This window comes from Vulcanococcus limneticus LL, from assembly GCF_943369875.1.
Lineage (GTDB): Bacteria > Cyanobacteriota > Cyanobacteriia > PCC-6307 > Cyanobiaceae > Vulcanococcus > Vulcanococcus limneticus_A.
This window is the reverse complement of the sequence record NZ_CALROT020000003.1, coordinates 96,148-117,664: the sequence shown is the minus strand read 5'-3', so window position 1 is coordinate 117,664 and position 21,517 is coordinate 96,148. Positions and strand designations below refer to the sequence as shown.

21 protein-coding genes are annotated in these 21,517 nt (G+C 72.9%); 12 read left to right on the top strand and 9 right to left on the bottom strand.

All coding sequences use genetic code 11. The features are described 5' to 3' along the window. Positions 1 to 145: 145 nt before the first annotated feature. Positions 146 to 1,639 (top strand): oxygen-independent coproporphyrinogen III oxidase, encoded by a 1,494-nt coding sequence (hemN, locus tag ACLV7J_RS04935; protein ID WP_411868009.1) that lies wholly within the window; start codon positions 146 to 148, stop codon positions 1,637 to 1,639. 40 nt (positions 1,640 to 1,679) lie between these two features. Here hemN and ACLV7J_RS04930 read toward each other — a convergent pair whose 3' ends face one another. After that, positions 1,680 to 3,554, bottom strand: coding sequence for an SLC13 family permease (locus ACLV7J_RS04930; RefSeq protein WP_411868008.1), 1,875 nt, complete (start codon positions 3,552 to 3,554; stop codon positions 1,680 to 1,682). Positions 3,555 to 3,697: 143 nt separating this feature from the next. Then, entirely contained in the window at positions 3,698 to 5,575 is a 1,878-nt protein-coding gene (locus ACLV7J_RS04925; RefSeq protein ID WP_411868007.1) for an APC family permease, read from the bottom strand. 104 nt (positions 5,576 to 5,679) lie between these two features. Here ACLV7J_RS04925 and ACLV7J_RS04920 point away from each other — a divergent pair, with 104 nt between their 5' ends. Both ACLV7J_RS04920 and ACLV7J_RS04915 read left to right on the top strand, forming a co-directional pair. After that, positions 5,680 to 8,643, top strand: a complete 2,964-nt coding sequence (locus tag ACLV7J_RS04920; RefSeq protein WP_411868006.1) for a cation-translocating P-type ATPase — start codon at positions 5,680 to 5,682, stop codon at positions 8,641 to 8,643. Further along, a complete protein-coding gene (locus ACLV7J_RS04915) occupies positions 8,640 to 9,392 on the top strand; it encodes a phosphoribosyltransferase (RefSeq protein ID WP_411868005.1) in 753 nt (250 codons plus the stop codon). The genes ACLV7J_RS04920 and ACLV7J_RS04915 overlap by 4 nt, the downstream gene beginning before the upstream one ends. On the opposite strand, the gene ACLV7J_RS04910 is transcribed toward ACLV7J_RS04915, so the two are convergent. Both ACLV7J_RS04910 and ACLV7J_RS04905 read right to left on the bottom strand, forming a co-directional pair. Further along, positions 9,380 to 9,589 carry an acetyltransferase gene (locus tag ACLV7J_RS04910; protein WP_411868004.1) on the bottom strand — a complete coding sequence of 70 codons (210 nt, stop codon included), beginning with the start codon at positions 9,587 to 9,589 and terminating at the stop codon, positions 9,380 to 9,382. The genes ACLV7J_RS04915 and ACLV7J_RS04910 overlap by 13 nt on opposite strands. A 174-nt stretch (positions 9,590 to 9,763) precedes the next feature. Beyond that, a complete protein-coding gene (locus ACLV7J_RS04905; RefSeq protein ID WP_411868003.1) occupies positions 9,764 to 10,822 on the bottom strand; it encodes a DUF4912 domain-containing protein in 1,059 nt (352 codons plus the stop codon). Between the two features lie 124 nt (positions 10,823 to 10,946). Here ACLV7J_RS04905 and ACLV7J_RS04900 point away from each other — a divergent pair, with 124 nt between their 5' ends. Then, positions 10,947 to 12,248, top strand: a complete 1,302-nt coding sequence (locus ACLV7J_RS04900; RefSeq protein WP_411868002.1) for a glutathione S-transferase family protein — start codon at positions 10,947 to 10,949, stop codon at positions 12,246 to 12,248. A 38-nt stretch (positions 12,249 to 12,286) separates the two neighbouring features. Further along, complete coding sequence (locus ACLV7J_RS04895) at positions 12,287 to 13,150, top strand: DedA family protein (RefSeq protein ID WP_411868001.1); 864 nt, start codon at positions 12,287 to 12,289, stop codon at positions 13,148 to 13,150. A gap of 111 nt (positions 13,151 to 13,261) precedes the next feature. Here the strand turns inward: ACLV7J_RS04895 and ACLV7J_RS04890 are convergent, their stop codons facing one another. Continuing rightward, positions 13,262 to 13,435: a hypothetical protein gene (locus tag ACLV7J_RS04890; protein ID WP_198537580.1), complete on the bottom strand. Its 174-nt coding sequence runs from the start codon at positions 13,433 to 13,435 to the stop codon at positions 13,262 to 13,264. Positions 13,436 to 13,623: 188 nt separating this feature from the next. On the opposite strand from ACLV7J_RS04890, the gene ACLV7J_RS04885 reads away from it, so the two are divergent. Together ACLV7J_RS04885 and ACLV7J_RS04880 are read left to right on the top strand one after the other, a co-directional pair. Further along, the gene (locus ACLV7J_RS04885; protein ID WP_411868000.1) at positions 13,624 to 13,992 is read left to right on the top strand and encodes a hypothetical protein; all 369 of its coding nucleotides are present in this window, start codon (positions 13,624 to 13,626) and stop codon (positions 13,990 to 13,992) included. Beyond that, the gene (locus tag ACLV7J_RS04880; protein ID WP_411867999.1) at positions 13,989 to 14,558 is read left to right on the top strand and encodes a DUF2808 domain-containing protein; all 570 of its coding nucleotides are present in this window, start codon (positions 13,989 to 13,991) and stop codon (positions 14,556 to 14,558) included. Before ACLV7J_RS04885 ends, ACLV7J_RS04880 begins: the two co-directional genes overlap by 4 nt. On the opposite strand, the gene ACLV7J_RS04875 is transcribed toward ACLV7J_RS04880, so the two are convergent. Further along, positions 14,537 to 16,156, bottom strand: a complete 1,620-nt coding sequence (locus ACLV7J_RS04875; protein WP_411867998.1) for an NCS2 family permease — start codon at positions 16,154 to 16,156, stop codon at positions 14,537 to 14,539. The genes ACLV7J_RS04880 and ACLV7J_RS04875 overlap by 22 nt on opposite strands. 227 nt (positions 16,157 to 16,383) lie before the next feature. Here ACLV7J_RS04875 and ACLV7J_RS04870 point away from each other — a divergent pair, with 227 nt between their 5' ends. Then, positions 16,384 to 17,139 (top strand): hypothetical protein, encoded by a 756-nt coding sequence (locus ACLV7J_RS04870; RefSeq protein WP_411867997.1) that lies wholly within the window; start codon positions 16,384 to 16,386, stop codon positions 17,137 to 17,139. 34 nt (positions 17,140 to 17,173) lie between these two features. Here the strand turns inward: ACLV7J_RS04870 and ACLV7J_RS04865 are convergent, their stop codons facing one another. After that, the gene (locus ACLV7J_RS04865; protein WP_411867996.1) at positions 17,174 to 18,028 is read right to left on the bottom strand and encodes a class I SAM-dependent methyltransferase; all 855 of its coding nucleotides are present in this window, start codon (positions 18,026 to 18,028) and stop codon (positions 17,174 to 17,176) included. A gap of 272 nt (positions 18,029 to 18,300) precedes the next feature. On the opposite strand from ACLV7J_RS04865, the gene ACLV7J_RS04860 reads away from it, so the two are divergent. Continuing rightward, a complete protein-coding gene (locus ACLV7J_RS04860) occupies positions 18,301 to 18,639 on the top strand; it encodes a hypothetical protein (protein WP_411867995.1) in 339 nt (112 codons plus the stop codon). A 60-nt stretch (positions 18,640 to 18,699) separates the two neighbouring features. On the opposite strand, the gene ACLV7J_RS04855 is transcribed toward ACLV7J_RS04860, so the two are convergent. After that, on the bottom strand, positions 18,700 to 19,317 hold the full coding sequence (locus tag ACLV7J_RS04855; protein WP_411867994.1) for an SgcJ/EcaC family oxidoreductase: 618 nt from the start codon (positions 19,315 to 19,317) through the stop codon (positions 18,700 to 18,702). Positions 19,318 to 19,440: 123 nt separating this feature from the next. Here ACLV7J_RS04855 and ACLV7J_RS04850 point away from each other — a divergent pair, with 123 nt between their 5' ends. Together ACLV7J_RS04850 and ACLV7J_RS04845 are read left to right on the top strand one after the other, a co-directional pair. Further along, positions 19,441 to 20,106, top strand: coding sequence for a ParB-like protein (locus tag ACLV7J_RS04850; protein ID WP_411867993.1), 666 nt, complete (start codon positions 19,441 to 19,443; stop codon positions 20,104 to 20,106). Positions 20,107 to 20,171: 65 nt separating this feature from the next. Continuing rightward, positions 20,172 to 20,528 carry a PilZ domain-containing protein gene (locus tag ACLV7J_RS04845; protein ID WP_411867992.1) on the top strand — a complete coding sequence of 119 codons (357 nt, stop codon included), beginning with the start codon at positions 20,172 to 20,174 and terminating at the stop codon, positions 20,526 to 20,528. Here the strand turns inward: ACLV7J_RS04845 and ACLV7J_RS04840 are convergent. After that, the gene (locus tag ACLV7J_RS04840; RefSeq protein WP_411867991.1) at positions 20,522 to 20,830 is read right to left on the bottom strand and encodes a Nif11-like leader peptide family natural product precursor; all 309 of its coding nucleotides are present in this window, start codon (positions 20,828 to 20,830) and stop codon (positions 20,522 to 20,524) included. The genes ACLV7J_RS04845 and ACLV7J_RS04840 overlap by 7 nt on opposite strands. Before the next feature lie 137 nt (positions 20,831 to 20,967). On the opposite strand from ACLV7J_RS04840, the gene ACLV7J_RS04835 reads away from it, so the two are divergent. Next, on the top strand, positions 20,968 to 21,456 hold the full coding sequence (locus tag ACLV7J_RS04835; protein WP_411867990.1) for a universal stress protein: 489 nt from the start codon (positions 20,968 to 20,970) through the stop codon (positions 21,454 to 21,456). Positions 21,457 to 21,517: the final 61 nt, after the last annotated feature.

Sequence of the window (21,517 nt, the reverse complement as noted above, 5' to 3'; positions counted from 1 at the left end):
CCCGATCTCACGCCCCAGCGACCGCCGACCTTCCGGCGACCGCCGGCCCTGGGGCTGCCGGACGCGGCCGTCCCATGCCCCGCCGGCGGCCCCCGCCCATCCCTGCCTTCGCCCTGTTCCCTTTCCCACTCCCGCGCACCGCCCCATGCCTCCTGTCGCCAGCCGCACGGCCTCCACCAGCCCCGCCCCCGCCAGCTCCACGGCCCACGGCTCCGCCGCCTGCGGCTCCACGGCCCACGGCGGTACAGCCTCCAGCTCCGCCAGTGCTTCCGCAGCACCCCAGGCGCCGGCGTCACCCCAGTCGAGCCCGCTGGAGCTGCTGCTCAAGTACGACAGGCCCGTGCCGCGCTACACCAGCTACCCCACGGCGGCGGCCTTCAGCCCGGCGGTGGGCGCCGGTGACCTGGCGGCCCAGCTGGCCCAGCCCAGCAGCGAGCTTCTCTCCCTCTACGTGCATGTGCCCTTCTGCCGCCATGCCTGCTGGTACTGCGGCTGCAACCGGGTCACCACCCAGCTGGGCTCCAAGGTGGTGGCGCCCTACCTGGCGGCCCTGGCCAAGGAGCTGGAGCTGATCAGCGCCGTGCTGCCGCAGCGGCGCCGCCTGGCCCAGCTGCACTGGGGCGGCGGCACCCCCAACTACCTCACCGCCGAGGAGCAGACGACCCTCTGGGGGCTGATCGCGGACCACTTCGACCTCGCGCCCGATCTGGAGGCCTCGATCGAGGTGAACCCGGAGTTCCTCAGCCGCGACGGGGCCCTGCACCTGCGCCGGCTGGGCTTCAACCGCCTCAGCTTCGGCATCCAGGACGCCAACCCCGAGGTGCAGCGGGCCGTGAACCGGGTGGTGCCGGTGGAGCAGCTGCGCCGCGCCATGGAGTGGCTGCGGGAGGCCGCCTTCGAGAGCGTGAACGTGGATCTGATCTGCGGACTGCCGCTGCAGACCCCCGAGCGCTTCCGCTCCACCCTGGGGCTGGTGCGTGAGCTGCGGCCTGATCGCATCTCGCTGTTCTCCTTCGCCTACCTGCCCGAGCAGCTGCCGCTGCAGCGCAAGATCGCTGCGGCGGACCTGCCCAGCCAGCGACAACGGCTGGCGATGCTCGATGACGCCAACCAGCTGCTCTGCGCCGCCGGCTACGACGCCATCGGCATGGACCACTACGCCCTGGCCGGCGACAGCCTGGCGGTGGCGGCCCGCGAGAAGCGCCTGCACCGCAACTTCCAGGGCTACACCACCGGCGGCGAGCTGGATCTGCTGGGGGTGGGGCCCACGGCCATCAGCCAGTTCCCCCACCTGTTCAGCCAGAACCAGCGGGACCTCAAGGCCTACTACGGGGCCCTGGAACGGGGACAGCTGCCCGTCGAGCGGGGGCTGGTGGTGCGCGATCCGGCGGTGCTGGAGCGGCGCGCCCTGATCCAGGAGGTGATGTGTCACTTCCAGGTGGATCTGGACCTGGCCCGCTTCGCCACCGAATGGCACGACCTGCAGGCCCTGGAGGCCGATGGCCTGGTGCGGCTGGAGCGGCAGGGCGGGCTCGGCCGGGTGGCGGTGACCAGCCAGGGCCGCTGGCTGATCCGCACGGTGGCCGCCGTGTTCGACCCCGAGCAGCGCCAGCGGGCCAGCGGCTCGCGGCTGGTGTGACGCGCGGCCCAGGTCCCTGGCTGGTTGTGGGCTGCTCCGCTCAGAGCCCGAAGTGGCGGCAGATCAGGAAGGGCACCACCAGGGCCAGGCCCACGGTGAGGGGCGCTCCGTAGCGGGTCATGTCCAGGAAGCGGTAGCGGCCCGGGCCGAACACCATCAGGTTGGTCTGGTAGCCGATGGGGGTGAGGAAGCTCTGGCTGGCGGCGAAGGTGATGGCGAAGATGAACGCCATCGGCGGCAGCCCCAGTCCCGTGGCCAGGGCCGTGGCGATCGGCATCAGCAGCACCACCGTGGTGCCGTTGCTGAGGGCCTCGGTGAACAGCTGCGCCAGCAGGAACACCACCAGCAGCACCGCGTAGGCCGGCCAGCCCGTGAGGGAGTGGAGCAGGTCCGTGGCCAGGGCCTCGGCCAGGCCCGTCTTCTGCATCGCCTCGCTGAAGCAGGAGAGGGAGCCCAGCAGCAGGATCACGTCCCAGCGGATCGAGCGCTGCAGTTCGCCCGGGCGCAGGCAGCCGGTGGCCACCATGACCACCACCGCCAGCAGCACCGCGGCCATCAGGTTCAGCACCTTGAACAGCGGCAGCAGGATCACCAGGGCCGCCACCAGCACCGCCACCCACTTGCGGTTGGTGGTGGGCATGTCCTTCTCCAGTTCATCGAGCAGCACCAGGTCGTTGTTGGCCTGCATGCCGCGGATGGCATCGAGGGGAGCCTGCAGCAGCAGCACGTCGCCGCTCTGGAGCACCACCTGGCCGAGCAGCTCGCGCAGCACCTGGTTGCCGCGGCGCACCGCCAGCAGGGTGGCGTTGTAGCGCTGGCGGAAGCGCAGGTCGCGCACGCTGGTGCCGGTGATCGTGGAGCCGTTGGGCAGCAGCACCTCCACCGTGCGCATCGTGGTGATCTCCGGATGGCCCATCTCCTCGAGGGCCTCCTCCTGGTCGGCCTGCGGCGAGAGGAGCACGGTGTGCTCCTGCTGCAGCCGCAGCAGGGTTTCCCGGTTGCAGCGCAGCACCAGCCGGTCGCCCACCTGCAGCACCCGATCGGCCAGGGGCGCGCTGAAGATCTGGGCGCCGCGCTGCAGTTCCAGCACGTCCACGTCGTAGCGGCGCTGCAGGCGGCTGTTGTGCAGCGACTGGCCGGCCAGCTCCGAGCCCTCCGGCACCAGCACCTCGGTGAGGTAGCCCTCGCGGGCCAGGGTGCCCAGCAGGTCGCCGTCGTCGAGACCCCGGTCCGGCAGCAGCCGGTCGGAGGCCCAGAGCATGTAGAGGCTGCCCAGCAGCCACACCGGAATGCCGATGGCGGTGAAGCTGAACAGCTCCAGGGAGCCGAAGCCCAGCTGGCGGCTCACGTCGCTGGCCAGCAGGTTGGTGGAGGTGCCCAGCAGCGAGATCGTGCCCCCCAGCACCGTGGCAAACGACAGGGGCAGCAGCACCTTGGAGGGGGAGACGCCGCGGCGGTGGCACCAGCTTTCGATCACCGGCAGCAGGGTGGCCACGATCGGGGTGTTGGGGATGAAGCCCGAGATCGGCGCCACCACCCCCACCATCAGGGCGATCATGCGCTGGGGGCTGCGCACGGCGTCGGAGCCGATCAGGGCCCGCAGCCGGTCGAGGCCGCCGCTGCGGAACAGGCCGGCCGAGACGGCGAACAGGCCCATCAGGGTGATCAGGGCCGGGCTGCCGAAGCCCTGCACGGCCTCGTCGGGCTTGAGCACCCGGAAGGTCACCAGCAGGGCCGCCGCCAGCAGTCCCGTGACCTCCGGCGCCAGCCAGCCGCCCACAAACAGCACGATCGCGCCTGCGAACACCAGCAGGGTGATCAGGCCGCTGGGCTGGCGCGCCACCTCCAGAAAGGCGCTGCCGGCAACAGCCGCGGACTCACCGGCAGCCGCCGCGGCGAACAGGGAAGGAAGCATGCGGGTGTGGGTTCAGGCCCAGGGACGGGGCATCCAGGCGGCGACTCGGGCGCCGCGCCAGCCGCGGACTATAGGACGGTACCTAGATCGGGAAATGGGCTGAGTGCAGCCCTGGTTGCGCGCGGTCAGGGCTGAGCTCGTCACTAGAGGTAGAAGCCCACGGTGGCCACCACCCGGGTGCCCTGGGCCCTCAGGGCCCGCCGCAGGGTGATGGTGCTCTGGTTGTGGAGCAGGTTCTCCCAGCGGTGGCGGGTCACGAACACCGGCAGCACCACGGTGCAGAACTTGTCGCGGTTCTTGCGGTGATCCACCTCGAAGCGGTGCACGAACTCCAGCACCGGATCGATCAGGGAGCGATAAGGCGACTCGAGCACCACCAGCGGGACCTCCGGCAGCTGGCGCTGCCACTGCTCGCGGAAGGCCTCCGCCTTGCCCAGGCCCAGATCCACGTGCACTGCCACCAGCTCCCCGGCGATCGTGCGGGCGTAGCGCACCGCCTCGAAGCTGCCGCGGTGCAGCTGGCCCACCAGCACCACCACCGGAGCTCCGCCCTCTGAGGGCGCCGGCGGCAGGGTGAGCTTCACATCGGCCGCCAGCCGCAGGCGCCGGGCCACGCTGCGGTAGTGGCGGTGGATCGTGAGGAACAGGGTCACCAGCAGCGGGATCGCCACCACCACCAGCCAGGCCCCCAGCAGGAACTTGCTGTAGAGCAGCACACCCGTCACCACGGCGGTCACGACGCTGCCGAAGCCGTTGATCAGGGCCTTGCCCAGCCAGCCCTGGCTCCGCTCCTTCCACCAGTGCACCACCATGCCGGCCTGGGAGAGGGTGAAGCTCAGGAACACCCCCACGGCGTAGAGGGGGATCAGCCGGGTCACGCTGCCGCCGAACACCACCAGCAGCAGGCCGGCGAATCCGCTCAGGGCCAGGATGCCGTTGCTGAACACCAGCCGGTCCCCCAGGGAGGTGAGCTGGCGGGGCAGGTAGCCGTCCTGGGCGAGGAAGTTGGCCAGCCGCGGGAAGTCGGCATAGGCGGTGTTGGCAGCCAGCAGCAGGATCAGCAGGGTGGAGAGCTGGAGCAGCAGCAGCAGCGGGCCGTTGCCGAACACCTGCTGGCCCAGTTGGTAGAGCAGGGTGGGCCCGTTCTCCCGGTAGACGCTGCCCAGCTGGTGGGCCAGCACGCTGATGCCACCGAACATCGTGGCCAGCAGCAGCACCATCACGGTGAGCACCCGTCGGGCATTGCGCCACTCGGTCGGCTTGAAAGCCATCACCGAGTCGCTGATGGCCTCGATGCCGGTGAGGGCGGCGCAGCCGGAGCTGAAGGCCCGCATCAGCAGCACGCCGCCCACCGCCGCCAGCTCGCCCCCGTGCTCCTCGGTCATGCGCAGGTTCTGCTCCAGCGCCGGCAGGGCGGTGAGATCGCCCTGCAGCAGCTTGAAACCGCCTACCACCACAAGGGTGAGCACGGTGCCCATGAAGATGAAGGTGGGGGCGCTGAGGATCTGGGCGCTGGAGCGCACCCCCCGCAGGTTGGCCACCATCAGCACCGCGATCGCCGCCAGGCAGAGCGGCACGCGGAACGCCTCCAGCTCGGGCAGGTAGGAGGTGAGGGCCGCGATGCCGGCCGCGGTGCTCACCGCCACCGTGAGCACGTAGTCGATCGAGAGGGAGGCCCCGGCCACCAGACCCGGCAGGTCGCCCAGGTTTTCGTGGCTCACCCGGTAGGAGCCGCCCCCCAGGGGGTAGGCCTTGATGGTCTGGCGGTAGCTGATGGCCACGATCACCATCAGGGCGATGATCAGGCCGGTGATCGGCAGGGTGAAGCCCAGGCCCGCGGCACCGGCCATGCCCAGCACCAGCACGATCTCCTGGGTGGCGTAGGCCACCGAGGAGAGGGCATCGGAGCTGAGGATCGCCAGGGCCTCGGCGTTGGTCAGTCGCTCCTCGGCGTGGGCGCTGGTGGGCAGCGGTGCCCCCACCAGGGCCTTCTTGAAGCGGCCGAAGACGGATCGGGCCATGGCACAGCGCCCCAGGGCCGCCGGAACTGAGCCATGAACGCTACGACCGCCACCTGCGCAGCCCCGCGATCCTGACTACGGTCAGGGCCCGGCCGCTCCCCCGCGTGCTGCTCTCCGCCTCCCGGCCGATCGCCGGCCTCAGCTGCGCCGAGGCCCTGGCGGCCCTCGGCAGCGGCGCCGAGGGCCTGAGCCAGGCCGAGGCGGAGCTCCGGCTGCTGCGCTTCGGTGCCAACCGGCTGCCCCAGCTGAAGCGCCGCTCGCTGCTGCTCAAGTTCACCGACCAGCTGCGCCACTTCATGGCCCTGCTGCTCTGGGCCGCCGGCACCATGGCCTTCGTGGCGGGCACGCCGGAGCTGGGCTGGGCGATCTGGAGCGTGATCCTGATCAATGCCGTGTTCAGCTTCTGGCAGGAGTTCCAGGCGGAGCGCACCCTGGCGGCCCTCAGCCAGGTGCTGCCGCGGCGGGTGCGGATCTGGCGCGACGGCAGCCTCCAGGAGCTGGCGGCCGATCAGCTGGTGCCGGGCGATGTGATCGAGCTGGAGGAGGGCGACCACGTGCCCGCCGACTGCCGGGTGCTGCGGGCCGTGCAGCTCTATCTCGATGTGGCGGTGCTCACGGGCGAGTCGCTGCCGGTGGCCCGCAACCCTGAGCCCCTCACCCAGCGGCTCAAGACCTCCGAGGCCACCAACCTGCTGCCGGCCGGCACCACCGTGGCGGCGGGCCGGGCCACCGCCCTCGTCTACGCCACCGGCGCCGAGACCGAGTTCGGCCAGGTGGCCCATCTCACCGCCAGCACGGTGTGCTCCCCCAGCACCCTGGAGCTGCAGGTGGGCCGGATCGTGCGCACGATCACCACCATCGCCCTGTCGATGGGGGCGCTCACCTTCACCGCCAGCCTGCTGTTCGTGGGGATGGGGCCGGTGGAGAGCCTGGTGTTCGCCATCGGCATCATCGTGGCCAACGTGCCGGAGGGGCTGCTGCCCACGGTCACCCTGGCCCTGGCCCTGGCGGTGCGGCGCATGGCCCGGGAGAACGCCCTGGTGCGGCGGCTCTCGGCGGTGGAGACCCTGGGGGCCGTGAGCGTGGTCTGCACCGACAAGACCGGCACCCTCACCGCCAACGCCATGGCCCTGCGGGCCACCTGGCGACCCGGGGATGGCCCCGAACCCATCCGGGCCGCCAGCGCCGGCGGCACCTCCCCCGGCGGCTCCCCCCCGGCTGGCCCCGCCCCGGGCAGCACCGACCTGCTGCTGCTGGGGGCGGCCCTGTGCTCCAACGCCCGCCTCGAGCACCACGGCCGTGCCCCGGAGCCCTGGCGGGCCGTGGGCGATCCCACCGAGACGGCCCTGCTGCTGGCGGCGGTGGCGGCCGGCCTGGATCTGGAGGCGGAGCTGCGGCGGCTGCCGCGGCTGCAGGAGCTGCCCTTCGATTCCGAGCGGCGGCTGATGAGCGTGCTGCTCGACTGGCAGGCCGATCCCCGCTGGCCCGCCGCCACCCAGCGGCTGTCGATCACCAAGGGGGCGCCCCTGGAGGTGCTGGCCTGCTGCGACCGCTGGCTGGATCCGGCTGCCCCCGGACCCATGGGCGCGGGCGTGGCGGTGCTGCTGGGCAGCCCGGAGCGGGCGGCCGTGCTGGCCGCCAACGACCACATGGCCCGTCTGGGCATGCGGGTGCTGGCGGTGGCCTGCCGGCCCCTGGAGCCGGCGGCGCCGCTGCAGGAGCAGAACCTGGTGTTCGTGGGCCTGGTGGGGCTCTACGACCCGCCCCGCGAGGGGGTGAGCGAGGCGATCGCCGCCTGCCACCGGGCCGGCATCAAGGTCACGATGGTCACGGGCGACTACGGCCTCACCGCCGAGGCGATCGCCCGCCAGATCGGCCTGCTGGACCCCCCGCCCGACGACGGCCTGGGCCCCCACTCCGGCGGCACGGTCCCCAACGGGCTCTACGGGAACGGGCTGCACGCGGCCATGGCCGATCCGGTGCGGGTGATCAGCGGCGACGACCTCAACCGCCTCAGCGACGTGCAGCTGCGCCAGGTGATCAAGTTCCGCTCGCGCCTGGTGTTCGCCCGCATGGCGCCGGAGCAGAAGCTGCGGCTGGTGCAGGCCTACAAGGCCCTCGGCGAGGTGGTGGCCGTCACGGGTGACGGCGTCAACGACGCCCCGGCGCTGCGGGCGGCGGATGTGGGCCTGGCCATGGGCCGCAACGGCACCGATGTGGCCCGCGAGGCCGCCGACATCGTGCTGGTGGACGACAACTTCGCCACGATCGTTAGCACGGTGCGCCACGGCCGGGCCGTCTACCAGAACATCCGCAAGTTCATCACCTACATCCTGGCCTCGAACGTGCCGGAGGTGGCGCCGTTCCTGGCGATGCTGCTGCTGCGCATCCCGGCGGCCCTCACGGTGCTGCAGATCCTGGCGGTGGACCTGGGCACCGACCTGCTGCCGGCCTTGGGGCTGGGGGCCGAGCCGCCCGGCCCGGACACCATGGCGGCGCCGCCCCGGCGTCCCGGCGAGGCGCTGATGAACCGGCCGCTGCTGCTGCGCGCCTACCTGTTTCTGGGCCCGATCGAGGCCCTGCTGGCCATGGGGGGATACCTGCTCACCTGGCGCCACTACGGCATCGATCTGGCCGCGCTGCGCCAGCTTGCCCCCGCCCTGCTGCACCACAGCGCCGCCGCCGAGGTGGTGGCGATCCAGCGGCAGGCCTCGGCGGTCACCCTGGGGGTGATCGTGGCGGCCCAGATGGGCAACCTGCTGGCCTGCCGCTCCGAGTGGCGCTCGCTGCTCCAGCTGCCGCTGTTCGCCAATCCGCTGCTGTGGCTGGGCCTGGTGAGCGAACCGCTGGCCTTCGGCCTGCTGCTGGGGCTGCCCGGCCTGGCGGCCGCCTTCCAGCTGGCGCCCTTCCCGCCCGAGCTGCTCGGCTGGCTGGGCCTCGCGCCGGTGGTGATGCTGCTGGCCGAGGAACTGCGCAAGCTGGTGGTACGGCGTCGTCGGTTCCACCGGCTGGCGTCCTCCCGTCCGGGGCCGCCGCTTCCGGGCTCCCCCCTGCAGCCCTCGGCATGAGCCCCTCCCCGTCTCCCTTTGATGCCCCGGCGGAGTTCCCCGCCGCCTCCCCCCGGCCGCCCCTGTGGAGCGACCGGGCCGCCGCCGGCCAGGCGCTGGCGGTGCCTCTGCAGCACTGGCGCGGCGATCCCCAGGCCCTGGTGATCGGCCTGCCCCGGGGCGGGGTGGCCGTGGCGGCGGAGCTGGCCGATGCCCTGGCCCTGCCGCTCTGCACCTGGGCCGTGCGCAAGCTGGCCCACCCCGCGGCGCCGGAGGTGGCGGTGGGGGCCTTGGCGCCGGGGGGCGTGCTGCTCTGGGATGAGCCCTACCTGCAACAGCTGCACCTCTCCCGGGAGCTGCGGCGTCAGCTGGTGCAGGAGCAGGACCTGGAGCTGCAGCGCCGCCAGCGGCTGTTCGCCGATCCGCCGCCCTCGGCGCTGCGGGGCCGGCATCTGCTCGTGGTCGACGACGGCGTCGCCACCGGCCTCACCGCCCGGGCGGCCCTCACCTCCCTGCGCCGCTGCGTTCCGTCGCGGCTGGTGCTGGCCGTGCCGGTGATCGATCGGGAGGTGGCCCGCCGCCTGGAGTCCAGCCTGGAGGGGCTGGTGGATGGCCTGGTGGCCCTGGCCCGGGTGGAGGGGCTCACGGCGGTGGGGGCCTGGTACCGCCACTTCGAGCAGCTCGACGACGCCAGCGTGCAGGCGTTGCTGCGGGATCGCCGTTCAGGCTCCCCGTCCGGGCCCGCGCCCGGAGGCCCTCAGCCCTGCTGATAGGCAGGATCCACCCAGCAGCGGGGCAGGTCCTCACCCGAGGGGAAGACCAGATCCGCCTTGGCGAAGGCCTCCTGCTCCTGCAGCTCTTCGCCGGCGTGGAGGCGGCCGTCCACCTGGGCGGCAAAGGGATCGGCGAGCTGCTTGAGGCTCAGGACCTCCAGCAGGCTGCCATCGGCGCGGGTCTTGAGGAACATCGCTCCACCTCGGAGGCTCTGATTCCGTTCTAGTCAGCGCCCCGCCGCCTGAACGCCGCTGGCCGCCACAGCGATGCAAGCTGCAACGCGAGTGCGGGCGATCAGCGATCTGAGGGGCCGATCGCCCGGCTCACAACCCCGCCGATCAGACCCCCGGGGTTTGTGCCTGGCTGGTCAGAACCACTCCGCGCGGGCCTCGGCCGCCGGGTTGGTGTGGTCCTCCGGGGTGCTGCGCTCAAACTCCAGGCGGATCGAGCGGCGCTGCTCGCCGTCGGCGGCCACGGCCTCGATCGGGTAGAGCTGGCGCCCATCGCGGAAGGGCACCTGCACGCGGAAGCTGCCGTCGGCCTTGAGGGGCACCGGCTCGCCGCCGATGCTGAGGCTGGCATCGGGTTCGGTGGCGCCGTAGACCACCAGCTCGGCATCGGCCACCAGCCAGAAGGAGCGCTGGCGCACCAGCAGGCCTTCGCCGGAGGAGTTGCGGCCGCTGGCCCACAGGCCCACGCCGGAGGCCTGCAGACCGGCCGCGGCCCCCTCCATCAGCTCCAGTTCGTGGAAGGCCTCCGAGCCCCGGCCCACCTGGCGCAGCCGCAGCGTGGCGGTGCGGTACATCAGCTCGTGCAGGGGCAGGCCAGCGCTGGCGGCGGGCTCCAGCAGCGGCTTGGCCGCGGCCTCCACCGCCTGGAAGGGCTCAAAGCTGGTGGGGCTGGCGGTGCTGGGAACCTCGTCGTAGCCGGGGATCAGCGTGGGGGTCGAGCGGGCCAGCAGCACCCAGCCGCCGGCGGCCTGGAAGCCCAGCTCCACCCGGTAGATGCGGTTGCCCAGGGGCAGGGCCACCCCCCACTGGCCAGCCGTGGCCTCCACGGGCAGCTGCTGCAGGGCGTGGGGCGAGCTGTCCTGGCCGTTGAGGCCGGTCACATCGGCGATCCGCAGCCTCAGGGTCTGGCCGCCCTCCACCAGCCGGGCCCGATCGGCGGCGCTGAGCTCCCAGAAGGCGAAGCCCCACTGGGGACCGTGGGCCTCGAAGCTCACCCAGGAGTGGCCCTGGGCGCCGCCGGCCGCCCCGGCGGCTGGCGAAGCTCCGGTGCTCACAGCGGCGGGGCTGGCGGGCTGGGCCGCGATCACCGCGGCGGCGGGGCTGGCCGCCGTCATGCCGTCCGCAGCGGGACCCTCACTCTTGATCCCCAGGGCTTCCAGGGCGCGGCGGGCGAGGTCTCGGATCGAGGGAGCCATGGGAGCCAGATGGGTCGAACCTTCTTAGGTGCCGGACCCCGTCCGCGCGGTCGTGACGGCTGCAAAGGTCCCCGTTCCCTGACCACGCCCCCCCCATCGCTAGAACGGGGCCAGTCCACCCCCCGTGCCCGTGCCTCTGACCAGCGCTCCCGCTGCCGCTCCCCTGAGCTGGTCGGAGCTGGATGCGCTGCTGCCCGCCGGCCCCGACGGGCGGGCCCTGCGGATCCACGGCCCCACCAACGCCCAGGCGGAGCTGCGCCTGTTCGGCCGCAGCGAGGCCGAAGTGCGCGTCACCCTCTACCGCGACAACCACGCCTGGTGCCCCTACTGCCAGAAGGTGTGGCTGTGGCTGGAGGAGCAGCGCATCCCCTACCGGGTGCGCAAGGTCACGATGCACTGCTACGGGGAGAAGGAGGACTGGTACCGGCGCCTGGTGCCCAGCGGCATGCTGCCCGCCCTGGAGCTCGATGGTCGGCTGATCACCGAGAGCGACCTGATCCTGCACAGCCTCGAGGGCGCCTTCGGACCCCTGGGCCGGGCCCTCGATGACCCGGAGGTCTTTGCGTTGCGCCAGCTCGAGCGGCGCCTGTTCCGGGCCTGGTGCCAGTGGCTCTGCTACGCCGGCCCCCTGGGCCCCGCCGGCACCGATCCCTTCGCCGAGCCGGCGGCCCGCCACTTCACGCGCATGGCCGAGCTGGTGGAGCAGGCCCTGGAGGCCCTGCCCGGACCCTGGTTCCTGGAGGGCTTCAGCAGCGCCGATGTGGTGTTCGTGCCCTACCTGGAACGCATGAACGCCTCGCTCGCCTACTACAAGGGCTACGGGCTGCGCCAGCGCCACCCGGCGATCGACCGCTGGTTCAGCGCCCTGGAGCAGCGCTCCACCTACCTGGGCACCCAGGGCGACTTCCACACCCACGCCCACGACCTGCCGCCCCAGATGGGCTGCTGCCTGGCCAGCGGCAGCCCGGTGCAGCGGGCCGCCGCCGCCGCCATCGATGGCGGCCCCTGGCCCTCCGCCGACCCCGCCCTGCTCGAGACCCGCCAGCCCGAGCCGGCCGGGGCCGCCTTCGAGGCCCTGGCCCGGGTGCTCCGCCACCGGCAGCGGCTGCTGGCCCTCAACCCCGAGGCCGGCGGCAGCGGCGGCCCCCGGTTGGAGCTGGCCCTGCGCGCGGCCCTCACGACCCTGGTGGGCGAGGCCCCCTGCCGCCCGCCCGCCGGCACGGCCGCGGGCCTGCGCTACCTGCGGGATCGCATCTCGGTGCCGCGTGACATGTCGCTGCATGCGGCCCGGCGGCTGCGCCAGGCGCTGGAGACCACCGCCGCCCTCGATGGCCTGGCCCTGGGCCCGGAGATCCCCAGCCGCCACCGCCGCGACCAGGACCCCACGCCCTTCCGCGCCGCCCGCATCGCCAGCCTCAGCTCCTGAGGCTCCTGGACCGCCCCGGCGGCCTCAGGCCCGGAGGCTTGGGCGGTCCAGCGGCCTGCCATGCTCCGATCTGGGCCGTCGCCTCACGTTTCTCCCGCGTTGGATTCGCCCTGGCTCCCCTCGCCGCTGCCCTCCTCGCCCAGCTCGCCGCCCCGCTTCCCGCCGGGTCGCTCGGCTGGCCCCACGCCCCCCTGGCCGTGATCGAGGGCTTCAGCACCGCCGACCTCCAGGCCCTGCTGGGGCGCTGGGGCTACCTGGTGGTGTTCGTGGGCATGCTGCTGGAGAACGCCGGCCTGCCCCTGCCCGGCGAGACGCTCACCCTGCTGGGGGGCTACGCCGCCGGCAGCGGCCAGCTCAACCTGTTCGGTGTGATGGCCGCGGCGGCCGGTGGGGCCGTGCTCGGCGACAACCTGGGCTACTGGGTGGGCCGCCGGGCCGGCTGGGGTCTGCTGCTGCGGGTGGGCGGCTGGCTGGGGCAGGGGCCGGAGCCGATGGAGCGGCTGCGGACAGGCTTCCTGCGCCGTGCGGGCCTCTCCGTGCTGCTGGGGCGGTTCGTGGCGGTGCTGCGGGTGCTGGCCGGCCCCATGGCTGGCGCGGTGGGCATGCCCTACCGCCGCTTCGTGCTCTGCAACCTGGCCGGTGCCGTGCTCTGGGCGGGCTCGATGGTGAGCCTGGCCTGGTTGGGCGGCCGCTGGATCCCGATCGAGCGCATGCTCAGCGGCGTGCTCCAGTTCGGCCTCGGCGCCCTGCTGCTGCTGGCCGTGGTGGTGGTGCTGCCGCGGCTGCTCTCCGCCTGGGAGGGCCGGCTGCTGGAGCGCAGCGAGGTGGCCGATCTGCCGGATCGGGTTGGCGATGCCGGCTCTGGGGCATCGATCCACCCCGATCAGACCCGCCACCCCTGAGCCCGCGGACCCTGGAGCTGTTTGGTGCCTTGTGGGGTTCTGAGCGCAGGGGCCAGCCGGAGCGTGGCGGGCCTGGGGAGTTCCGCGGGGCGTGCCGGCGTTGCTCGGCGCTCAGCGGTTGGAGAGTCCCTCGCGCTTGCTCATCAGGTAGCGGACCAGCTCCTGCTGCAGGGCCAGCAGCTCGCGGGTGCAGCCGCGAAAGGCGGCCCGGTGGCGGATCTCGTCGTGGCGGGTGTGCAGGTCGCGCAGCATCAGTTCGATGGCATCGAGTTCAGCCCTGTTCATGGCCCCGGCCGGCGTTCGGCGAACCCTATCAACTCAGCGGCGAAATCCCCTCAGCTGCGAAATCCCCGCTCCACCCCGCCCTGCCCAGGTCCGGGCCTGCGCCTGGGGATCGCGGTCAGGGTCTGGCTGTTGCTTCGGTCTGCTCCAGCGGGCGTGGCTAGGTTTCGAGCAACGGCACTCTCCCCGCCATGACCCGTTCCGATCGCTGCGCCGGTCTGTTGGCCCGTGTCGCCGGTGGCGGCCTCGCCCTGGTGCTGCTCGGGGCACCGGCCCTGGCCCAGCAGGCCTGCAAATCCGTGGATGCGGCCCAGCAGCAGCGCTTCGACGCCTTCATCACCTCCCCCACCGAGCGCGAGGAGATGGCGGCCAGCTGCGCGCGGCTGCAGGTGCGCGATCAGATCCTGGGCCAGGCCCCCGGCACCGCCCTGCGATCGCCCGGCTTCCGGCGCTGGGTGCTGGACCGGATCGCCATCAGCACCAACGGCACCCTGTGCCAGGCCGATGCCGAGCGGCTGGCGGACACCTACATCCAGGCCGTGGGCGGGAGCTGCCGGTGAGCGCCCGGCCGGTGCTGGGGCTTGGGCTTGGCTTTGGGCTGATCGGCGCCCTGGTGGCGGCCCCGCTGGCCGTCGCATCCGCCCCGGCCCGGGCCGTGGAGCTCGGCGGGCAGACCTGGTTCGTTTCGCCCCCGTGGAAGGTCGAATTCCGCAACTACACCAGCACGGTGGGCGCCGTGGGGGCTGAGTATTACTTCACGGTGGCCCTGCCGGCCGCCGCTGGGGTGGGCCTGGCCGGTCTGGAGCTGCAGCAGACCCGTGGCGTCGATCGCACCTTCAGCTTCGATGTGGGGCGCACCCGCGCCTTCCTGGGCGAACCCCGGCGCGAGGGCCCAGCCATCCCCGTGGAGGGGCAGTTCGATGACGCCACCCGCGTCTTCCGGGTCCGCTTCCCCCAGCCGCCCCAGCCCGGCCAGACCATCACCGTGGCCCTGCGGCCCTGGCGCAACCCCTTCCAGAGCGACACCTACCTGTTTGCGGTGACGGCGATCCCCGCCGGTCCCAATCCGGTGCCGGCGCCCCTGGGCTTCGCCAGGATGCCGATCTACGAGCCCTTCTCGCGCTGAAGGGCCGCCAGCAGGAACACCAGCGCCATCAGCAGATAGCCCAGGGCCCAGCTGCCGCCGCTGCCCCAGCCCAGCTGCAGCACCGTGTCGGACTGGGTGAAGCGCCAGGCGTGGATCACCCCCAGCCAGGCGGCCGCTGACGCCAGGCCGGCGCAGAGGGCCGCGGCCAGGAAGCGCCGCTCGATCACGTACACGAGCATTCCCGCCAGCAGCATGGCGGTGATGATCTGGCCCTGCTCCAGGGCAAACGCACCGCTGGCCCACACATCGGCCCGCTGCAGGGGCGCCAGCAGCGCCGGCCCGAAGGGCTGGCTGGCACTGCCGGCGCCGCCCGCCCGCAGGCCCGCCTTGAGCAGCAGCGCGCCCCAGCCCGCCAGGCCCGGCAGCAGGCCCAGGGCCACCGCCGGCGCGTGGGAGCGGGGCGTGGCCTGGAAGGCCTGGGCCGCGATCACCAGGCCGATGTAGAGCACGATCGCCATGCCCGCCTCGATCGGCACCAGCTGCCCCACCAGGCCGAACAGCCCCAGCAGGCAGAGGGCCCCCATCACCAGGCCGTTCAGCCAGGAGTAGCCGATGCGGGCCCCCATCGCCTTCCAGGCGGGATGGCCGATGTAGAGGGTGGTGGGGAAGCAGGAGCCCAGCCCGGCGGCGGCGATCGTGCCCAGGCCGTTGATCAGCAGGGAGCTCTTCACCGGGTAGGCGTCACCGGCCGCCTCGGCGCTCTCGATGTTCTGCAGCGAGCCGAGCACGTTGAACAGCCCCATCGGCACGATCACCCCCAGCCAGGGCACGAGCTGGGAGCGGCCCTCCCAAAGGCTGGCCAGCTGCAGCGCCGGCAGGTGCAGGCCCACCTGGCTGGCGTTGGCGTTCCAGCTCGCCGCGTCGATCTGGATCAGGCCGCTGGCCCAGGCCAGGGGGATGCCCACCAGCACCGCCAGCAGGCCGCCGGGGATCGGCAGGCGCAGGCGGCCGTAGTAGGTCACCAGGATCACTGCCAGCACCGCCAGACCCACCACCGGCTGGGCATAGGTGCGCAGCAGGAAGCCCAGGGCGATGTAGCCGAGGGCGATGCCGGCCAGGGTGGAGAGCAGGGCGGCCCGCGGCAGCCAGCGCCGTAGCCAGTGGGCCCACCAGGCACCGCCCGCCTCGATCAGCCCCGAGCCCAGGCAGGCCATCAGGCCCGCCTCCCAGGAGAGCCGCACGGCGTCGGCCTCAGTGAGGCCCTGGTCCAGGGCGGTGAGCTTCACCGGCAGCATCACCAGGAACACGTAGGCGAACAGGCTCACCGTGTTGATGCCGTAGGGCAGGGCGGTGCGGTCGTCGCGCTGCTCGCGCCGGCCGAGGCGATGGGCCTGCAAGGCGTAGGCCAGGTTGCCCACCACCAGGCTGATGCCGGTGGCCGGCAGGATGCTGCCGAAGATCAGCGCATCGGGGTAGCCGAGCACGCCGCGGCAGAGGCCCAGGATCAGCAGGATCTGGATCAGGTTGTCGAGGCCGAGGCCCAGCAGCCCGTCGATGTCGCCGGGGACGAACCAGCGGGGGCGGGTGTCCGGTGTGGGCCCGGGACCCTGGGCCAGGCTGGGGAAGGCAGGAGGCATGGGGCCAGCTTGCTGGAGTCGGGTCCAGGCCGCCACGGGGCTGGGGAGCCGCGGCCGTCGCGGCCCCGAAGACACCCGGCGGGGCTTGGGGCCTGACGGGGGCGCGCAGCCGAAAGGGCGCCGAGCACCTAAACCCAGGAGGGGTTGCAATGGCTTCGTCCGGGCCTGGCTCCGGCCGCGCCCGCTCTCCCGTCCCGGTCCACGCCCCGGAGGCTGTTCGCGTCCCCATGTCCGCTGGTCAGCCCCCTGGATCGTCCGATCAGCCGGCCCCTGGCCATGGCCTGCCCGCCTGCCTCTACCTGTTGCAGGCCAACGCCAACGGCCTCTACCGGATCGGCGTGGCGACCGACTGGCCGGCCCAGGCGCCTGGGCTGGGGGTGGGGGCCACCACGCGGGTGATCGGCGTTGCCCCGGTCAATGCCCCCACCGCTCTGCTGCGCTTCCTGCGCCATCGCCTGGCCGCCCAGCGCCTGGCCGAGAGCGACTGGTACCGCCTCGACGCCACGGCCGTGGCCTTCCTGGAGGCCCTGCTCGCCAAGGCCCAGGACGACTTCCGGCGCGGCCATCCCCAGCTGCCTTTGGAGCCGTGGTCGGTCGTTCCCAGCGGCGAGCCGCCCGGCCCTCCTCCGGCCGATGCCGGCCCAGCGCCATGGCCCCGACCCCGCCGGCCCCCGGCCTCGGGCCGTCGGAGCCGTGGCGGTGGGCCCCTGGCGGAGGTGGTGGAGCTGCTGCTGCTCACCCCCCTGGTGCTGATGCTGGCGGGCCTGGCCTTCCTGGTGCCGCCCGGGCTGGTGGGGGCCCTCAGCCTCGGGGTGGCCTCCCTCAGCCACGCCTGTCCGCTGCGGCTGGAGGCCGGGCCTGAGGAGCGTCCGGCCGAATGCCGCAGCCGCGCCTTCTGGCTGGGGTTCTGGGCCAGCCTGCCCGCCTGGGGGCTGGCCCTGCTGCTGTGGCTGCTGCGCCGCCGGCCCGATCGCGACAGCTGATCGGGAGGTGGCCCCCCAGGTGGGGCTGGCGGGGTTACCGGCTGGGCTCCAGCAGCAGCAGGGCCTCGGCCCCATGGCTGCCGTTCCACAGCCAGCGGCTCCGCCAGCCCGCCGCCGCCGCCAGCTGGCGGAACGCCTCCCGCTCGGCCGGAAAGTCGCTGGCGCTGAGGTGGTCGCCCACCAGTTGCCGCTCGGCGGCGGGCAGCTCCTGCCACTGGCTGGCGACGCGCTGCAGGTAGCGCTGGATGTAGGTCGGCCGGTCCTCACCGTCGGCCCGGAACACGTCGGCCACCAGCAGACAGCCATCGGCCGCCAGGCAGGGGCGCAGGGCCTCCAGCACGCGCCGCTTGTGGGCGTCGTCCAGGTGGTGCAGGGCGAACAGGCAGCTCACCAGGCTGAGGGGCTCGGCGCCGGGGGCGTGGGGGTCCGCCACCCGCTGGTCGCGCCGGGCCTCGCTCCACGCCAGCAGGTCGGCGCTGACCCACTGGCAGGGAAAGGGACTGCCCTCCATCCGGGCCGCGGCCAGGGGCAGCACCGCGGCGGCGGCATCGACGCCGATCAGGCCCGCCAGCGGCAGCCGCCGCAGGATCGGGGCCAGCAGGCCCAGGTCGCCGCAGCCCAGATCCGCCATCCAGCCCAGGGGCGCCCCACCGCCGCGCTGCAGCAGGAGGGTTTCCAGGGCTGCGGTCAGGGCCCGGTGCTCCATCAGGTCCAGGTCCACCACGTGGCGATAGGCCTGCCAGCTGCGGGTGAACAGCTCCAGGCTGTCCCTGGAGACGTTGCTGCCGGTTGCGCCGGCGGGCCCAGGGTCCGGGTCCGCCGGGCTGTGCTGGGCCGGGTGGTCGGAGGTCGCCGGGCCTGCGGCGGCCTGGTTGGTCGGATCTGTCATGTCCCCTGCCCCGGTCCGTCTGTCCATCCTGGCCGCCAGGTCAGGCGTGCCCGCTCCCGCCGCCGGAGAAGGCTGCCCAATCAGATCGCCCTGTCAGGCCGCTATGGAAGCTGCCCGCGATCCGAGGGCCCGCCCATTGAAACGATTTGCACGGCGAGGCGCTGCCAGGCCTGTCGGATCTCCTTACCCTGGCCCCCAGGCGAAACGCCAGTCAGGCGGGCCCGCCTCACTCCCGGAACCTGCGGCCCTTCCCAGGAACCTGCGACCAGCCGATGGGCAGTCCGATCAGCCGCGAAACCTTTCTGGCCCGGGCCGTCGCCCGCTTCGGGAACCGCTACGACTACGGCGCCATCGTCTACAAGAGCTTCAAGACCCCGGTGACGATCCGCTGCACCATCCATCCGGTGCGCGACATCAAGATCACCCCCGAGAAGCACCTGCAGACCACCGGCGGCTGCAAGTTCTGCCTGCGGGAGCGGCGGCTGCAGATCCTCGAGCGCGACTTTGCCGCCGAGGCCGCCCCGGACCAACCCCTCGGCGATCGATCCGCTGTGGAGCTGCGTCCCACCACGCTCTCGGAGCGGCTGGTGGATGCGGTGCGCCGCTCCTGAGCGGCGTGTCGTGAGCGATTCAGGCGCCACCCATTGGCGCCTGCGCGATCCACGCCCGCCTCAGGCCGCTGCGGCCGGCATCAGCGAGGAGTGGTGGTGCTGGATGTGCCAGTCCGTTCCGTCGAAGCTGTAGACGAATGAGTAGCGCGCCGCCACCCGCCGGGGTTCCTGGCCCGCCGGATGGAGCAGGAAGCTGTAGGTGCCGGCATCGAGGGCCTCGTTGCAGCCCAGCCGCACCGTGCGGCTGTCGATCCGGCCTTCGGGGGCCTGGGCCAGGAACTGCACGAAGTAGTCGGCGATGGCGGCGTGGTCGGCCCGGGGGATGGGCGAGAGGGTGGGCAGCAGCAGGGCATCGTCGCCGTAGAGCGCCGCCACCTGCTCGGGATCGCCGCTGGCCAGGGCGGCGTTCCAGCGATCGAACAGGGCCGCCACGCCGGCCGTATCGATCGGCGCACAGAGGGCGCTGGCTGGCCCGGCCTGCTCCTGGCTGGTCGGTGCGGCCCACGTCGGCGATCCAGCGGGTGCCAGCAGCAGCCCCAGGCCCAGGACCAGGCCGAGCAGCACCCCCCGGAGCCGCTGCCGCCACGCCCGTGGAGCCCGGGGTGACTGGGGCCCCGTCTGCCGTGGCCTGGGCGGCCGGCCGGCGGTGGTCAGGCCGCGGGGGATGGGGGCTGCCATGGGAACCGTGTCGTCCTGACTATGGACACGCTTAGCCAGGGCCTGCCGGCGTCGCCACGGCCCACCGGCACGGCCCATCGCCCGGCCCGTTGCGGGGAGCGGCTGCCGCCCTAGCTTCCAGCCATGGCCCTGCGACTTCCCCCTTACCAGCCCCTGCCGCCGCCGCCCGCCGGTGAGGCCGGGCTGCTGGAGGTGCCCCTGGCCCAGCTGCGGCCCACCCAGCTGTGTGTGGGGATGGCGGAGATCCGCAGCCGCCAGATCGATTTCGCCAAGGACACCCCCGAGCAGCGCCGCCAGTACCTGCGCAAGAAGCCCACCCCCCTGGTGCGCAGCGCCAGCGGCGAGTTCTGGATCGTGGATCGCCACCACCGGCTGCGGGGGCTGATGGAGCTGGATCCCCAGGCCACCTGCTTCGGGTACGTGGCCCTGCAGCTGGCGGTGAGCGAACGCCATCAGGTGCTGGAGGAGCTCCACAGCCGTGGCTGGCTCTACCTGTATGACGGCCGCGGCCTGGGGCCCCTGCCCGCCACGGCCCTGCCGGATCAGCTCACCGGCACCCAGGACGACCCCTACCGCAGCCTGATCTGGAAGCTGAAGCGGGAGGGGGTGGTGGCCGCCGCCCCCCTGATCCCCTTCCATGAATTCCGCTGGGGCGCCTGGCTGCGCAGCCGCCAGTTGCCCCCCTTCGGCTCCGATCGGCTGGACGCCGCCCTGCCGGCCGCCCGCGCCCTGGCCCGCTCCGCCGCCGCCTCCCACCTGGCGGGCTGGCAGGGGCTTCGGCGCTCCTGAATCCCGGCGATTCACCCCGGGGAAGGTATAGGGTTCATGCAGCGATTCTGTGCGGTTCCGCCTATATGAAGCCAGCCACCAGCCGCCGCGCCCACCCGCGCCACGAGGTGCCGAGCATGGTGGGGGCCGTGCGGGTGGAGCTGGTGCTGCCGCAGGCCCACCACCACGGCACCCTCTGGGATGTGGCCCGTGAGGGCACCTGTGTGCTAATCCACGGCGACCCGCGCCTGGACCTGGGCCAGGGCCTGGAGCTGCGCTTCCGCCACGACGTGGTGATCGAACCGATCGTGCTGCAGGCCGAGCTGCTCTGGCAGAAGCTCACCGGCGTGAACACCTTCGCCGGCTTCCGCTTCGTGGCTGGCCCGCTGCCGGAGGGCACCTTCCTCGACGACTACATGCGCATGAACTGGGCCGATCACTGAGCCCGGCGCTCGCCCTCGTCGGCTTCGGGGCTGTCCCAGTGGTGGCGGATCAGCACCATGCCGCGGCGGCCGCACAGCCGCCACCAGGTCTGCTCCAGCTGCTCGTCGCCCTGCTCCAGCAGCAGCCGGGCCTGGTGGCGGATCAGGTCGGCGGCGCTGATCGCGTAGCCCTCCTCGCGGGCCAGGCCGGCGGCCACCCCGGCGGAGAGGGCCCCCACATCGCCCACCTGCTCGAAGCGCCCCCGCAACGCCGGATCGTGCTGCAGCCGCTCCAGAAAGGCCTGCACCTGGTCGTCAGCCATGGCGGCCCGAGACGTGGACCCAAGAGCTAGCAACTGCCCCCGGCCCTGGCCAGGGGGCCGGACGGCGGGAGCAGGGCTGGAGGCGCTGGGCGCCACGGGCGATCGTTCCTAGCCTCGGGGCATCCGTCCCCCCGGCCATGGCCAGCCCCCTGCCCGCCCGGCACCTGCTGGTGCCCACCGACGGTTCCGAGCTCTCGGAGGCGGCCGTGCAGCAGGCCGTGGCCCTCGCCGGTGTCCTTGGGGCGCGGATCACCTTCTTCCACGCCCAGGAGAGCTTCTACGGGCGCCCCGACATGGCGATCTTCGGCGAGGGGCTAGCCGTGGACACGAAGATGGGCGATCAGTTCGCCAAGGCCAGTGCCGCCTGGACCGAGGAGCTGCTGGCCAAGGCCAGGGCCGCGGCCACGGCGGCGGGGCTGGAGTCCGACGCGGTGACCAGCGTGGATCCGGTGGTCTACGAGGCGATCCTGACGGTGGCCCGCGAGCGCGGCTGCGACCTGATCGTGATGGCCTCCCACGGCCGCCGCGGCCTGGCCGGTCTGCTGCTCGGCAGTGAGACCCAGCGGGTGCTCACCCACGCGCCGATCCCGGTGCTGGTGGTGCCGGGCCGGGCTGAGGCGGGCTGATCCCTGCTCCATCCGTGGTGCGCCCTGCGGATTGCCGGCACCATGGGCGCTGACGGTCCAG

Coding starts and splice junctions, on each gene's coding strand:
- ACLV7J_RS04865 (WP_411867996.1), bottom strand. CDS start 18,028: ATGACAGATCCGACCAACCAGGCCGCCGCAGGCCCGGCGACCTCCGAC.
- ACLV7J_RS04915 (WP_411868005.1), top strand. CDS start 8,640: ATGAGCCCCTCCCCGTCTCCCTTTGATGCCCCGGCGGAGTTCCCCGCC.
- ACLV7J_RS04930 (WP_411868008.1), bottom strand. CDS start 3,554: ATGCTTCCTTCCCTGTTCGCCGCGGCGGCTGCCGGTGAGTCCGCGGCT.
- ACLV7J_RS04885 (WP_411868000.1), top strand. CDS start 13,624: ATGACCCGTTCCGATCGCTGCGCCGGTCTGTTGGCCCGTGTCGCCGGT.
- ACLV7J_RS04910 (WP_411868004.1), bottom strand. CDS start 9,589: ATGTTCCTCAAGACCCGCGCCGATGGCAGCCTGCTGGAGGTCCTGAGC.
- ACLV7J_RS04835 (WP_411867990.1), top strand. CDS start 20,968: ATGGCCAGCCCCCTGCCCGCCCGGCACCTGCTGGTGCCCACCGACGGT.
- ACLV7J_RS04850 (WP_411867993.1), top strand. CDS start 19,441: ATGGCCCTGCGACTTCCCCCTTACCAGCCCCTGCCGCCGCCGCCCGCC.
- ACLV7J_RS04890 (WP_198537580.1), bottom strand. CDS start 13,435: ATGAACAGGGCTGAACTCGATGCCATCGAACTGATGCTGCGCGACCTG.
- ACLV7J_RS04870 (WP_411867997.1), top strand. CDS start 16,384: ATGTCCGCTGGTCAGCCCCCTGGATCGTCCGATCAGCCGGCCCCTGGC.
- ACLV7J_RS04905 (WP_411868003.1), bottom strand. CDS start 10,822: ATGGCTCCCTCGATCCGAGACCTCGCCCGCCGCGCCCTGGAAGCCCTG.
- ACLV7J_RS04845 (WP_411867992.1), top strand. CDS start 20,172: ATGAAGCCAGCCACCAGCCGCCGCGCCCACCCGCGCCACGAGGTGCCG.
- ACLV7J_RS04840 (WP_411867991.1), bottom strand. CDS start 20,830: ATGGCTGACGACCAGGTGCAGGCCTTTCTGGAGCGGCTGCAGCACGAT.
- ACLV7J_RS04860 (WP_411867995.1), top strand. CDS start 18,301: ATGGGCAGTCCGATCAGCCGCGAAACCTTTCTGGCCCGGGCCGTCGCC.
- ACLV7J_RS04925 (WP_411868007.1), bottom strand. CDS start 5,575: ATGGCCCGATCCGTCTTCGGCCGCTTCAAGAAGGCCCTGGTGGGGGCA.
- ACLV7J_RS04855 (WP_411867994.1), bottom strand. CDS start 19,317: ATGGCAGCCCCCATCCCCCGCGGCCTGACCACCGCCGGCCGGCCGCCC.
- ACLV7J_RS04875 (WP_411867998.1), bottom strand. CDS start 16,156: ATGCCTCCTGCCTTCCCCAGCCTGGCCCAGGGTCCCGGGCCCACACCG.
- hemN (WP_411868009.1), top strand. CDS start 146: ATGCCTCCTGTCGCCAGCCGCACGGCCTCCACCAGCCCCGCCCCCGCC.